This window comes from Variovorax sp. CCNWLW235 (assembly GCF_037204085.1).
Classification (GTDB): Bacteria; Pseudomonadota; Gammaproteobacteria; order Burkholderiales; family Burkholderiaceae_C; genus Variovorax.
On record NZ_JBBCBW010000006.1, the window covers coordinates 267,515 to 281,340 of the forward strand.

Genomic DNA, 13,826 nt, shown 5'->3' on the forward strand with positions numbered 1-13,826 from the left:
GGCGGTTGGCGTCGTGCTCATGCGGCGGCGCTCCATCCGGCAGCAGAAAGCTTCTGCAGATGCGCCCTGATGTCTTCGGGCCATGGCGCGACAAGCTCGTCGAAGCGCTCGCGTTCGCCTGCAAACAATGCGCGCGTCGCTTCCTCGAAGCCGGGCAGGTCGCCCGCAATGGCCGTCATGAAGCGGTAGGTGGCTTCTCTCGCGGCGCGCTCGGTGTCGCGATCGGCGTGCACGCGGCGCGCGTCGTCGACGAGGCGGCGCAATGCGACCGAGGCGCCGCCTGGCTGGCGGCCGAGCCAGTCCCAGTGGCGCGGCAGCAGGGTGACTTCACGTGCCACCACACCGAGCTTGGGGCGCCCGACGGTGCGCGGCGCTTCGTCCGGGGTTTCGGGTTCGGTGGGCGCCTCTTCGCGCAGGTCGAGATCGAGCTGTGCACCGGTCGCATCGTCGAAAAGCAGCACCGAGGCGGCATCGGGGAGCAGGCGCAGTTGTGCGAGGACCTCGGTTTTGGTGCCGCCTGCAATGCGCCGGAAACCGGAAAAGGCGGTCATGGTGGTGCTGGCCAAGGCTGTTGGAGTTGTTGTGTTCATGGGATTTATTTTATCCGGGTAAAACCACAAAGGCAATATACCCGGGTAAAAATATCAAAGCGCTTCGCCGCGCAGCCGGCGCCAGAAGCGATGCGCGCGCCAGTTGAAGGCGCGCACCACTCGCCACGGGCGACTCTCGCGGACGAGCGTCAGCACGTGGTCTTTCCACGCTTTCCAGCGCGGATACCAGCGGGCGAACAGCGGAATGCGCATGAGCGCAGCTTCGACCAGCTGAAAAATGCGCGCCACGATGGCGGTGCCCACCAGCTTGGCGACGACCAGCAAGCTGACGGCGGTTGCCGAGTGGCCATGGCCGAACAGGTAGAGCGCCAGCACCTTGACCGGCAACAGCAGCAGCACCGGCAGAAAGAAAGCGAGCAGCGCGCCCCATGGAGGCAGGTTGCGCAGCCAGTTTTCCGCGCGAGCCCACAGCGGCAGGCGCGCCAGCCGGGCGGCCAAGGCGGCCAACGGCACCCAACCCCACTCCTCGAAAAGCAGCACCGGCACCAGCAGCACGGCCATCAGCGTGCGCAGGAGTTTTCGGGGTACGGAGGCGGGACGAGGGCCTGCCGGCGGGGGAGAGGACGGGGGAGGGGTTTGCACTGCGGCGATTGTGCGGTCTGCCGCCGGTACCTACCGAATGGCCGCCTTCGGCCCTATGGCAAACTCCAGCGCTTTATTCGCCAAGCACCGCCGGCCCAGCCGGCCGTGCGTGACAGGGACGTCATTCAGACATGCAGAAAATCATTCGCCAGCTTGCCGCCGAGATCAAGGTAGGCGAGCACCAGGTGAAGGCGGCCATCGAACTGCTCGATGGCGGTGCCACGGTTCCGTTCATTGCCCGATACCGCAAGGAGGTCACCGACGGCCTCGACGACATTCAGCTGCGCGAACTCGAGGCGCGCCTCGCCTACCTGCGCGAGCTCGAAGACCGCCGCGCCGCGGTCATCAAGAGCATCGACGAGCAGGGCAAGCTCACCCCCGAACTGCGCGCCGCCATCGAATTTGCGCCGACCAAGCAGGAGCTCGAAGACCTGTACCTGCCGTTCAAGCAAAAGCGCCGCACCAAGGGCCAGATTGCGCGCGAATTCGGCATCGAACCGCTGGCCGACAAGCTGCTGGCCGACCCGACGCTCGACCCCGCGGTGGAGGCCAAGGCCTTCCTGCAGCCGGCCACGACGCTCGACGACGGCAAGCCGGGCCCCGATTTTTCGACCGTGCCGGCCGTGCTCGATGGGGTGCGCGACATTCTTTCCGAGCGCTGGGCCGAAGACGCGGCGCTGGTGCAGGGCCTGCGCGAATGGCTGTGGGCCGAGGGCCTGCTCAAGTCCACGCTGATGGCCGGCAAGGACGAGAACAACGCCGACGTCGCGAAGTTTCGCGACTATTTCGACTATAACGAGCCCATCGGCCGCGTGCCTTCGCACCGGGCGCTGGCCGTGTTTCGTGGCCGCGCGCTCGACATCCTCGACGCCAAGCTGGTGCTGCCTGTGGAGCCCGAGCCGGGCAAGCCCAGCATCGCCGAAGGCCGGATCGCGCTGCACCTGGGCTGGAGCCACGCAGGCCGCCCGGCCGACGACCTGATCCGCAAGTGCGTGGCCTGGACCTGGCGCGTGAAGCTCGCGCTTTCGACCGAGCGCGACCTGTTCACCCGCCTGCGCGAAGACGCCGAGAAGGTCGCCATCAAGGTGTTTGCCGACAACCTGCGCGACCTGCTGCTGGCCGCTCCCGCCGGTCCGCGCGTGGTGATGGGCCTGGACCCCGGCATTCGCACCGGCGTGAAGGTGGCCGTGGTCGATGCCACCGGCAAGTTGGTTGAAACCGCCACCGTGTTCCCGCACGAGCCGCGCAAGGACTGGGAAGGCTCGCTGCACACCCTCGGCAAGCTGTGCGCCAAGCACGGCGTGAACCTGATCGCCATTGGCAACGGCACCGCGAGCCGCGAGACGGACAAGCTGGCTGCCGATCTGATCAAGCTGCTCGCAAAGATGGCCGCCCAGGCCGGCGCGCCCGAGATGAAGGTCGACAAGGTGGTGGTGAGCGAAGCCGGCGCTTCGGTGTATTCGGCCAGCGAATTCGCCTCGCAGGAAATGCCCGATGTGGACGTGAGCCTGCGCGGCGCCGCCAGCATTGCGCGCCGCCTTCAAGACCCGCTGGCCGAGCTCGTGAAGATCGACCCCAAGAGCATCGGCGTGGGCCAATATCAGCACGACGTGAACCAGAGCGAACTCGCCCGCACGCTGCAGGCCGTGGTGGAAGACTGCGTGAACTCGGTGGGCGTGGACCTCAACACCGCAAGCGTGCCGTTGCTCAGCCGCGTGTCGGGCCTGTCGGCCAGCGTGGCCAAGGCGGTGGTGCGCTGGCGCGAATCGAATGGTGCGTTCTCCACGCGCAAGCAGCTGCTCGACGTGACTGGCTTCGGCCCCAAGGCGTTCGAGCAGAGCGCGGGCTTTCTGCGGATTCGCGACGGCGCCGACCCGCTCGACATTACCGGCGTGCACCCCGAAACCTACCCGGTGGTGGAACAGATCATCGTCAAGACCGGCAAGCCGATCGCCGAGCTGATGGGCCGCGCCGAGATGCTCAAGACGCTCAAGCCCGAGCTGTTCGCCAACGAGAAGTTCGGCGTCATTACGGTGAAGGACATCCTTGGCGAGCTCGAAAAGCCGGGCCGCGACCCGCGCCCCGACTTCAAGGTGGCGCGCTTCAACGACGGCGTGGACGACATTGCCGACCTGAAGGAAGGCATGATCCTCGAAGGCACCGTGAGCAATGTGGCGCAGTTCGGCGCCTTCATCGACCTGGGCGTGCACCAGGACGGCCTGGTGCATGTGAGCCAACTGAGCCACAAGTTCGTGAACGATGCGCGCGAAGTGGTGAAGACCGGCGACATCGTCAAGGTGAAGGTGATGGAGGTGGACGTGGCGCGCAAGCGCATCGGCCTCTCGATGAAGCTCGATGCGGCCCCAGCCCGCCGCGACGGCCCGCGCGACAACCGCTTCGAAGGTGCGGGGCGCGGCCAGCAGCAGGGTTCGCGCCGCGACAGCGCGCCGCAGCCCGCGGGCCAGATGGCCAGCGCGTTCGCCAAGCTGCAGGGGCTGCGCAAGTAAGCCGTGCCGCACGGTTCTTGCTGATGCAGCCGGCATGACGATGAAGGCACTGCGCATCTATGCCGGCCCCGCGGCCCGCAAGCACATCGAGGCGAACGGCTTGCGCCCGCAGGACGTGCGCACCATTCCCGGTGCGGCGGGCGGCCCGAAAGGGCTGATCCTCGGCCCGCTCGATCGCTTCATCTTCGGGCGCTGGCTCACCCAGTCGAGCCAACCGGTGCACCTGGTGGGCGCATCGATTGGCGCGTGGCGGCTTTCGACGGCCTGCTTGTCCGATCCGCAGAAGGCTTTCGAGCGCTTCGAGCACGACTACGTGCGCCAGCAGTTCGAAGTGCCGCCGGGACAGAAGCGCCTCCGCCCCGACCAGCTGAGCGCGCGCTTTGCCGAGAGCCTGCACGACTTCTACGGCGGGCGCATCGGCGAGGTGCTCAACCACTCGCGCTACAAGCTCCACGTGGTGACCTCGCGCGGCCGCCACATCCTCGGGCGCGAGGGCAGGGCGCGCACGCCCTTTGGCTACCTGGGCGCCTTTGCCACCAACAGCTTGCACCGCAAGAGCCTGGGCGCATGGCTGGAGCGCTGCGTGTTCTCCACGCCCGGCGCAGCCCTGCCTTTCGGCACCAAGGACTTTCGCACGCGGCAACACGCGCTGAGCGAAGAGAACTTCAACATGGTGCTGCAGGCATCGTGCTCGATTCCGTTCCTGCTTGCCGCCGTGCACGACATTCCGGGCGCGCCGCGCGGCGCCTATTGGGACGGCGGCATTACCGACTACCACCTGCACCTGGACTACCAGCCTGCGGACGAAGGCATCGTGCTGTACCCGCATTTCCAGCAGGCCGTGGTGCCGGGCTGGCTCGACAAGGGCTTGCGCTGGCGGCACAAGTCCACGGGCTTCCTCGACCGCATGGTGGTGCTTGCGCCCGACGCCGACTGGGTGCGCTCGCTGCCCAACGGCAAGCTGCCTGATCGCAAGGACTTCATCCACTTTGCGAACGATGCGCAGGCCCGCATCGGCGCGTGGAGCAAAGCCACGCGCGAGGCCCAGCGGCTGTCGGATGAGTTCGAAGCGTGGCTTTCAGCCGGCCGCACGCAGGACCTGCTGCCGCTCTGAAAACGCTTCGCCGGGGCAAACCCTGAGGCTGCGGGCGCGCAGCGGCTTCGAGAATGGCCAGCTCACTCTTTCAAGAGAAAGCCGCCCCTCATGCAGCAGGCCCCAATTTCACGCCGTCGATTCACGCTAGCCGCCGCAGCGGCCGCAACCATCCCGATGCCGACGCTGGCCCAAAGCGCCTGGCCCAACAAGCCGATCCGCATCATCGTGCCGTACACGCCGGGCGGCTTTACCGACCAGATGGCACGGCTGGTGCAGGTGGGCCTGCAGGCGCGGCTCGGCCAGCCGGTGCTCGTCGACAACAAGCCCGGTGCCAACAGCCTGATCGGCGTCGACGCCATTGCCAAGGCCGCACCGGACGGCACCACCTTCGGCGTTGTCATTGCGGCCTATGCGGCCAACACCACGCTGTACCCCAAGCTGCCGTATGACCCGAAGAAGGACCTGACCGGCGTTTCGCTGATGGGCGTGTCGCCGCTGCTGGCTGCGGTGAACATCGATGCGCCGTTCAAGACCGCGCGCGAACTCATCGACTACGCGCGCGCCAATCCGGGCAAGGTGAGCTTCGGCTCGTCGGGCAACGGCTCGGCCGCGCACCTGACGACCGAGCTGTGGAAGTCGCTCACGCAGACCTACATGATCCACATTCCGTACCGCGGCGCGGTGCCCGCGCTCACGGATTTGATGGGTGGCCAGATCCAGCTGTTCTTCGATGCGCCCACGGGCCTTATCAACCAGGCCAAGGCGGGCAAGGTGCGGCTCATCGGCGTGGCCGGCGACAAGCGCCTGGCCGCCGCGCCCGATGTGCCCACCTTCATCGAGCAGGGTTTCGCGGGCTTTACCGGCAGCACCTGGGCCGGCATGCTCGCGCCGGCGGGCACGCCGCGCGACATCGTCAAGCGCATGTCCGAAGAGGTGGCGCGCGTCATCAAGAGCGACGAGACGCGCGCCAAGCTCGATGCCATGGGCACGATTCCGGCGGGCAGCACGCCGGAAGAATTCGACGCCTTCATTGCGGCCGAAACCACCAAGTGGGCGAAGGTGATCCGCACCGCCGGCGTGAAGGCGGAATAGCGGAACAGGCGAGCGACGAAAGCCTCAGGCCGCCAGCACCAGCACCTTGAACTGGCTCGGCACGATCCGCATGCCGACGATGTTGCAGCGGTTCTGCACCGACAGGCTGGTCATGCGCGTACAGGGCGTACCCTTGAGCAGCACGGTGAAGGCGCCGGTGATGTGCCGCGAAGGCCCCATCACTGTTTGCGAGACCACGCCCATCAGCACGCCCGCGTTGTCGCCGTTGGTGATGGGCGTGGTGGTGGCCAGGTTGTGCGCCGGCGTGCCGCCGTAAAGGATGTTCCAGGCGTTGGGGATGGCCGTGGGTCCGAGCGCGATGTTGGGGTAGGGAATGGGCAGCGCTGGCGGCGTCTTGCAGACGTCGGGAAAGGCGAGATCGAGGCCCATCATCTGGCAGTTGGCGAACATTGCGGTGCTCCTTTTTTCAGCCCATGTGAATCTGCTCGGCATCGACCTTGACCAGGCCCTTGCTGGTCAGCAGCGTGTTGTTCGAATGCAGGCGCAAGGTCTGCTCGGCCTGAATGTCGATCTGGCCGGCACGCACCTGTTCCATTTCCTCGGTCAGGCGGAAGCTCGAGCGGGTGAGCAGGTTGAGGCGATCCAGCACCACCTCGCAGGTGCGCCCGACGAAGCGCGACACCAGCACGCTGAAGCGGATGTGGGCGCCTTGGTAGTCCATCTCCCCGATCTCGCAATGGGCCCGCTGGGCCTGCGCGCGCCACTCGGGCGACTGCATGGCAATCGAGGTGTCCGACTCCAGCGCCATCGGGCCGGCGCTGCGCGCGCGGATGCCGCCCGAGCGCGACACCAGCGTCAGGTCGCCGTCGACGGCCAGCGTCGCCTGCCGCGGGTCGGCCTGGACCACCACCGCGATGACGAAGCTGTCGCCCTGGCGGGTCGAGGTGATCAGCACCGTATCACCCGGCGCAGGCAGCAGCAGGCAGCTGGCGACGCGCCGGCAGCGCAGCGATCCCTGGCCGTCGTCGAGGTCGACCTCGAACCAGGGATCGCCATCGCTGGCGATCACCGTGGCGGTGCGCGTGCCGGAGTCCGTGCGGGCCGCATGCGAAGGGCGCTGCATGAGCGGATCCAGCACGCCTTGCGTTGCATGGCGTGCAGTGGCAATCGTGTCGCCGGCGGTGGTCCGGGTGGAGGTCCGGTTGGAGGTCATGGGCTTTCTTTCTTGGGGCGGCGGCCATGGATGTCGCGGTCCAGGCGGGATGGGCGCTCGGGTTGCTGGAGCGCCACCTTCTCGGCTTCGTGCAGCGCAGGGTCCCGCTCCAGCGTACCCAGGCGGGTACTGAACCTGGCGCCGTCCAGGTCGGCGCGGTGAAACACGGTGCGCAGGAAAGCGGCATCGCGGAAGTCGGCCTGGACCAGCGAGGCGTAGGAAAAATCGGCGTAGTCCAGGCGGCTGCCGGTGAATGCGGTCTGCCCGCAGTGCGCGCGATGGAAGACGCCTTGCTCGAGCTGCGCCTGCGAAAAATCTGCGCCGTCGAGATGGGCGTCGACCCAGATGCTCTGCTGGAAGTGGCCGCGCCGCGCATCGACACCGCGCAGGTCGGCCTCGGGAAACAGGCACTGCATGGCCTGCGCCCCTGCCAGCACCGCATTGCGCAGGTCGGCACCCTTGAAGTTGCACTGCGTGAGGCGCGCATCGCGGAACTGGCACGCCGCCAGCGCTGCATCGATGAACTGGCAGAGGTGGAACTGCTGCCCGGAGAAGTCCTGCCCCGCAAGGTCCGCCTCGCTGAAAATCGCGTTCGTGAAGCTGGCTCCGGCGTAGCGCGTGCCCGCCAGCGCTGCGCGAAAGAAGATGGTCGACGAGAAGGCCACCGCATTGAAGGACGCGCCCGTCAGGTCGCACTCGGAGAACACGGCTTTGTCGAGGCTGGCGCGGTCCAGGCAGGCGTTGCGCAGCTCGCTTTGATGGAAGTTCGCCTGGTCCATGAAGGCTTCTTCCAGCCGAATGCCCCACAGCGTGCAGCCGCTGAACACCGAATGCGGCATGGAGGCCGCATCCAGCACCGCATCCTGCAGGCTGCACTCGTGAAAGGCGGCGCGCGTCAGCTCCGCCGCCGGCAACTGCGCCTGGTCGAAGCGGCATTTCTCGAAGAGTGATTCGCCCAGGCGCGCGGCGTCGGCCTGAACGCCCCGGAAGCTGCATTCGCTGAACACGCCGCCGCGCAGGTCGATGCCTCTCATGTCCATGTTGCTGAAGTCCTTCTCGCGGATCGGCTCGCCGTTGCGGACCTGGGCTGCCAGCGTCTCCGCGTTCACGCGCCGCTCGCCTCGGGGCGCCGGGGCAGTGTCTTCATCTGGTCGATGTGGGCACCCAGGGTGATCGTGCCGGGGGTGATGAGAATCTGGGAGACATCGGCACGGAACAGGTTGGCCTCGCCCAGGTCGGCATCGACCAGGCAGGCCTTCTGAAGGTTGGCATTCATGAGATTGGCGAGCCGCAGGGAGGCACGCGTGAAATCGGCGCGGATGAAGAGGCTGTCGGGCGCTGCCGCCGCGCGCAGGTCCGCGCCCCTGAGCGACGCGGAAGAGAAATCGCAGGTATCGAGCGTAGCCCGCCTGAAGTTCGCGCCATCGAGAGGCAGTTCGCGCAGGGTGCAATGCACCAGCGTGGCATCCTCGAAGTCGGCCTCGCGAAGATCCGTGGTGCCCACGAAGCTGGTGGTCTTGAGCAGGGCATGCCGAAACCGGATGCCCTTGTGCAATGGAGTGTGGGCCCAGCTGCAGGCTTCGACGGTAGCGCCGGAAAAATCCACCGACTCGAACTCGGCCTGCACGAACAGCACCTTTTCCAGGCGTGCCTCGCTGAAGTCGCAGCGCGCCAGCCGGCAGTGTTCGGCCATGCTCACGTAGCGGAGGTCGGCGCGCCGCAGGCTGCAATCCGCGAGTTCGATCCCCTGCAGCAACAGATGGCTCCACCTTGCTTCGTCGAGACAGCAGCGGTCGAGGCGCAGCTTTTCCATCTGCGTGCGCTCGAAGCGGGCCTGCGCGAAGTTGGTGTTTTCGCAGCGCGCGAGGCTGAGGTTGGCACGCTCCAGGTTGCAGCCCGTCAACGAGGCCTGGCGCAGGTCGGCGCGCACCAGCACCGATTGGCTCAAGTCGGCGCCATCAAGGCGGGTGCCCTGGAGGAGGGCGCCTTCGAGCAAGGTCTGGTGCATGCGGGCGCCCCGCAGATCGAGGCCCGACAGGTCGCAGCCCGTTAGATCCATGGCGGACAGGTCGCGGTCCGCGGCCATGGCGGCGAGCACGCGTTCGCGCGTCTGCGCATTCTGTTCGGCGGCCATCGGATCGGCAGCGGCCTGGTGGTGGGCCGCCATGCGGTACAGCGTCAGCATGTCCTGCCGGCCCCGCTGCCCGAGGGCCTGCAGCTCGGTGTGTTCGGCGGCGCTCATGGCCGGGGTGCCCGTGGCCGCGGCGATGCCGGCCAGGCCCTTGACGATCGTCTCGGCTTCGAATTTCGGCGGGCCCTTGAGTTGCGCATTCCGGCTTTCCTCGTCGGTGATCCGGCTGCTGTCGAAGCCCGCCTTGCGCGATTCGGATGCGTTGTCCCGGGCCGCCTTCGCGACCTCCTGCCTGGCTTCCTCCAGCTTGCGTTCCTGTTCGCGCTGGTAGGCGCGTGTCTTGTCGATGAACTCGGGCAGTTCGGCCAGCGTGGGCATCTTGTCGAAAGGCTTCGGTAGGGGCCGTTCCCGGAAATGGCGCGCCTTGTGGCCGGCCTCCAGGCCGCGCGCCGTCAGTTCGGCGCGCAGGCGCTCGCCCTTGTCCTTGATGTTCCTTGCCAGGATCGATTCGCGCGCGTCGATCTGGTCCAGCCAGGGGCCGATGGCCGAGGCCGGCAGCAGTTCCTCGTCGAGGAACGCATGGATCGCGCCTTTCTCGAGGTTGCAGCGATTCTCGAAGACCTTCTCGTAGTGGGAGAGGGGGCGCAGCGGGCTGTCTGCCGCCTCCATCGCCGGCATGACATGCGTGATGTCCGCGGCATCGTCCTCGGTGATGAGCGTTTCGCCGTGAAAGATCAGCATGACTTGCGCCATGTGCGGGAAGAACCAGGCGGTGGTCAGCCGCAGCGGCACCTCTTCCAGCGCAAGGGGCCGCGCAGACTTTCTCGCCACGAAGCCGCGTGCGCGCAGGTCCGGAAGCCGTCCGCGCAGCACCGCATGCTCAGGGTGCATGTTCCAGATCTCGTAGGGCGCGGCTGCGGGAATGGACAGTTCGTCGTTCCAGCGTTGTTCCGGAGCCGCGGCGTTGAAGAACTGCCAATCCATGTCGCGTGCAAAACCGGGGTAAAGGGTCTCGCGCCACTGGTCGCCGTAGTCCGTTCCCAGCAGCTTCAGGCGTTCGGGCAGATCGACGTCCATCGCACCCGGGCAGGCCGGGGCCGGCCTGCGATCGGGGCGGTCCATGCCATCGCCCGGGCGTTCGACGTTGGGAAGCCGCTGCACCAGCAGGCCATTGACCATCTCGGGTGCGTACCCGATGCCCGCGGGGTTGGCGGCAAAGCCGGGGCCACCGAACGCGTGCCGCCAGTCCAGGCGCATGGTGTCGAAAGCCTGCGGCTCGGTGGCGCGGCCATCCAGCCAGTAGCGATCGCCCGAAACGAGGAACTGGCGTCGCAAGGTGCCGACGCGCAGGTCGACCGCGCAGCGTGTCTTGTCCTGCTGGTGGCAGGTGTAGGCCTGGCCGCTCACCAGGAATTCAGGCCGCAGCTTGGGAATGCCGAGATCGATTGCGGACTGGTTTCCCAGTTCGGCAGAGACGGTTTTCCAGAGCTCCGTCTCGGGCAGCAGCACGCCCCCTTCGCCAAGGGTGTGCATGCCGATCACGGTGAGTGCGAGACGCTGGCTTTGCGCGCGCAGGAAGGGTCGCGTAAGGACGCTCAGGCGCAGGGGTTTGATGGTTTTCACGGCGGCATCAGCGCCTTGCGCCGCGGATCACCAGTGGGGTGTGCCTGCGGTCGATGGCCAGTCGCGAAGGGTCTTGCGGGTCCTGCAGTAGATGAATGTCGGGTCGGCCCGCGGAAAAATGGGCCAGCAGGTCCTCGTCGATGAGCGTGCGCAAGGTGGTCTGCTTCTCGATGCCGGCGGCATCGACGTAGGCGACGCCCAGCTGCACGGCCGTCATGCGCTGCCCGACGGGGCCGCGCCGCGAGTAGCCGCTGGGCGAGCGCATCAGGGAAACCGCGACGCCTTGCAGCGGACGCCCGCCGGCCTGCAGTTGCTCCCACAGCCGGCCTTCCTCGGCATAGGCGCGATGGCTCATCAGCGCCACCGCGAGCACAACTGCGGCGAGCGCGATCACGCCCAGGCTGACGATGCCGAACACCCCCCACAACACGAAATCGAGCACGTTTTCCACGCTTCAGAGCAGGATCTTGAGCGCCTGGATGCCGGCGCGCAGGCCGCCCGTCTTGATCTCCGTGCCCACGAGCTGGATGAGCGCACCGGCATCTCCCAGCGACATTGCCTTGTTCTTCCACTCCGCGCCCACGGCCTCCAGCTTCACGCCGATGGCCTGCGCCTGCACGCCGATGGCCATCGAACGCACGGCCACCACGCCCAGCGAAATGCCCGACACGTCCATGTTCAGGCCGGTGCCGCCCAGGCGGAACCACCTCCAGTCGCTGCTCTTGGAGTAGTTGTTGGTGTAGGAGATGGAGTTGTTGGTGTAGTTGACCGTCAGGTTGTTGTAGGTGTTCGACGTCGTGTTGTAGACGCTGGTGTTGATGACGTGCTGCGTCGTGTTGTGGATGTGGTTCGTCGTGTTGAAGGTCACATCCGGGGAGGTGTGCACCGTCGGGCCGGTCACTGTGGTGTTCGAGGGGCCGTTGACCAGCACGGTGTTCGAGGTGTCGATGGTGTCGTTGCGTCCGCCGCTCACGAAGCGGATCTCCTTTCCATCGATAGTGCCGTGGAAGCCGCCGGTGATCGCGAGGTTGACGCCGCCGCTGATGGTGTCGTTCAGCCCGCCGCTGAGCGTGCGCTTCTTGCCGCCCGAAATGGTCTGCGTGACACCGCCGCTGACCGTTTCGCTGAAGCCGCCGGTCACGTCGCGCATGTCGCCGCCGGTAATGGTTTCTTTCGCGCCCGCGGTAATGTCGCGCGTTTCGCCGCTCTTGTAGGTGGCCGATTCATGGCCCTTGATGAGCGTGGTGCGCGTGCCGTCGGTGGTGTGCGTTTCGTCGGCTTCCACCTCGACGTCGAGGTTGCGCTCGGCGTGCAGCAGGATCTGCTCGGCGCCGCTGCGGTCTTCGAAGCGAAGCATGTTGGCCTGGTTGGCCGCGCCGCCTGTGCTCGATCGCGTGAGGATGCCGCTGGCCGTGGCATTTGCGGGAAGCTCCCACGGCGGCATCTGGTCGTTGTTGTAGACGCGGCCGGTAATGATGGGGCGGTCGGGCTCGCCGCCGATGAAATCGACGATCACTTCCTGGCCCACGCGCGGCATGTGCATGGTGCCGTAGTTGGCACCGGCCCAGTTACTGGACACGCGCACCCAGCACGAGCTGTTTTCGTCGGCCTGTCCATAGCGGTCCCAGCGGAACTGCAGCTTCACGCGGCCGAAGCGGTCGGTCCAGATCTCTTCAGGGCCGACCACTGTGGCGGTTTGCGGGCCGTTGGTGCGCGGCTTGGGCGTCTTGCGTGCGGGCCGGTAGGGCACGTTCGAGGGCAGCACCGTGAAGTCGAACCGGCACACCGACTCTGTGCCGGTGCCCGTGGAGTACTCGGGTTCCTGCAGGTCGTAGCGGGTTTCGGTGACCAGGTATTCGCGGTTGTCCGACTCGCGTGGGCAATGCGTCATTTCGAACAGGTAGCCCGGCGCCATGCCGACCACGTTGGTGTGGCCCGCGGCAAGCTCGTGTGCACACTGCAGCTCTTGCAGGCGAATCTTCGCGTAAGTGTCACCCTGCTGGTGCTCGCTGTAGCCGCCCAGCCATTCATAGACTTCGTACGTCGAATGGTCGTGGCCCTTGGGGTCTTGCCGCACGCTTTGCAGCGACGCGCGCGACTTCTTGAAGTCGAAGTCGTCGAGCATCACGCGACCCGAGGTGATCTGCTCGGCCACGCGCCACTGGTCGATGCAGGGCTCCATCGCATGCAGCACGCGGTCGCGCGGGCGGTACGGAATGGTGGGGTAGCCTGGAAGCTTGCGATAGCCGCCGGTGTCGTCGGCCAGCACGAGCAGGTGCGAGTTGCTGGCGTGCTCGAAGTGGTACGCGATGCCTTCGTGTTCCATGAGGCGGTTCACAAAAGCAAAGTCGCTCTCCTGGTATTGAACGCAGTATTCCCAGGGGCGGTAATTGCCGGTGAGCCGCTTTTCAAACTCGAAGCCATATTTGCCCAGCACTTCGTCGAGCACCTCGGGCACGCTCTTGTTCTGGAAAATGCGACAGTCGGTCGTGCGTGTGAGGTACCAGAGCCACGGCTGCACCAGGGCGCGGTACACATAGTGCCGGCCGGTTTCGTTGGCGCGGCCCACCAGTTCGAAGCGCACCACGGTACCGTTGAGAAAGCGCGGCGCACCGCCGTCGGTCACCTCGATGGTGAGAGAAGTTCCAAGCAGTTTCTTCAAGTCGAGGTTGAAGCTCGGGCTGACCATGTCGACCTCGAACTCGAACAACTGCGACAGTGCTTCCTGCCCCCGCATGGCGCGGAACTTGAGCTGCTCGGCGCTGAGTACGGTGTGGACCTGGACGGTACGCGTCATTCGGAAATTCCCTCGCCCTTGGGGCTTGTTCGGATGCAAAGCCTTCGGTTGGCAGTCTAGAAATTCCTTATGTCATATACATGACGTGGCTGTTTGGGGCTGTTGTTCTTAGGGCTGTTGTTCAGGGCGCGTGCACAGGCCACCGGGTACTCCCCTCCGCGAATGTCCCCCGGCCTGCGGCCTCCTCCTTTATTTCGCTGCGCGGAGCACCCG

11 protein-coding genes are annotated in these 13,826 nt (G+C 66.4%); 3 read left to right on the forward strand and 8 right to left on the reverse strand.

Going from position 1 to position 13,826, the window contains the following annotated elements; all coding sequences use genetic code 11:
* Nucleotides 1–17: 17 nt before the first annotated feature.
* Nucleotides 18–590: a DUF2239 family protein gene (locus tag V9L21_RS10150; protein ID WP_337311447.1), complete on the reverse strand. Its 573-nt coding sequence runs from the start codon at nt 588–590 to the stop codon at nt 18–20.
* A gap of 54 nt (nt 591–644) precedes the next feature.
* The gene (locus V9L21_RS10155; protein ID WP_337311449.1) at nt 645–1,193 is read right to left on the reverse strand and encodes a hypothetical protein; all 549 of its coding nucleotides are present in this window, start codon (nt 1,191–1,193) and stop codon (nt 645–647) included.
* 131 nt (nt 1,194–1,324) lie between these two features.
* Here V9L21_RS10155 and V9L21_RS10160 point away from each other — a divergent pair, with 131 nt between their 5' ends.
* From V9L21_RS10160 to V9L21_RS10170, 3 genes are all read left to right on the forward strand, one after another.
* Nucleotides 1,325–3,700 (forward strand): Tex family protein, encoded by a 2,376-nt coding sequence (locus tag V9L21_RS10160; RefSeq protein ID WP_337311451.1) that lies wholly within the window; start codon nt 1,325–1,327, stop codon nt 3,698–3,700.
* A 40-nt stretch (nt 3,701–3,740) separates the two neighbouring features.
* The gene (locus tag V9L21_RS10165) at nt 3,741–4,814 is read left to right on the forward strand and encodes a patatin-like phospholipase family protein (RefSeq protein WP_337311486.1); all 1,074 of its coding nucleotides are present in this window, start codon (nt 3,741–3,743) and stop codon (nt 4,812–4,814) included.
* Nucleotides 4,815–4,904: 90 nt separating this feature from the next.
* On the forward strand, nt 4,905–5,888 hold the full coding sequence (locus V9L21_RS10170) for a tripartite tricarboxylate transporter substrate binding protein (protein ID WP_337311453.1): 984 nt from the start codon (nt 4,905–4,907) through the stop codon (nt 5,886–5,888).
* Between the two features lie 24 nt (nt 5,889–5,912).
* Here the strand turns inward: V9L21_RS10170 and V9L21_RS10175 are convergent, their stop codons facing one another.
* Genes V9L21_RS10175 through V9L21_RS10200 form a run of 6 tightly spaced genes read right to left on the reverse strand, consistent with a single transcriptional unit; the run spans nt 5,913 to nt 13,613 of the window.
* Nucleotides 5,913–6,299, reverse strand: a complete 387-nt coding sequence (locus tag V9L21_RS10175; RefSeq protein ID WP_337311455.1) for a DUF4150 domain-containing protein — start codon at nt 6,297–6,299, stop codon at nt 5,913–5,915.
* A 16-nt stretch (nt 6,300–6,315) separates the two neighbouring features.
* On the reverse strand, nt 6,316–7,062 hold the full coding sequence (locus tag V9L21_RS10180; protein WP_337311457.1) for a DUF3540 domain-containing protein: 747 nt from the start codon (nt 7,060–7,062) through the stop codon (nt 6,316–6,318).
* Nucleotides 7,059–8,171 carry a pentapeptide repeat-containing protein gene (locus V9L21_RS10185; RefSeq protein WP_337311459.1) on the reverse strand — a complete coding sequence of 371 codons (1,113 nt, stop codon included), beginning with the start codon at nt 8,169–8,171 and terminating at the stop codon, nt 7,059–7,061. Before V9L21_RS10185 ends, V9L21_RS10180 begins: the two co-directional genes overlap by 4 nt.
* A complete protein-coding gene (locus V9L21_RS10190; protein ID WP_337311461.1) occupies nt 8,168–10,816 on the reverse strand; it encodes a DUF2169 family type VI secretion system accessory protein in 2,649 nt (882 codons plus the stop codon). The genes V9L21_RS10185 and V9L21_RS10190 overlap by 4 nt, the downstream gene beginning before the upstream one ends.
* Before the next feature lie 7 nt (nt 10,817–10,823).
* Nucleotides 10,824–11,267, reverse strand: a complete 444-nt coding sequence (locus V9L21_RS10195) for a hypothetical protein (protein WP_337311463.1) — start codon at nt 11,265–11,267, stop codon at nt 10,824–10,826.
* A 3-nt stretch (nt 11,268–11,270) separates the two neighbouring features.
* Nucleotides 11,271–13,613, reverse strand: a complete 2,343-nt coding sequence (locus tag V9L21_RS10200) for a type VI secretion system Vgr family protein (protein ID WP_337311465.1) — start codon at nt 13,611–13,613, stop codon at nt 11,271–11,273.
* Between the last annotated feature and the right edge of the window lie 213 nt (nt 13,614–13,826).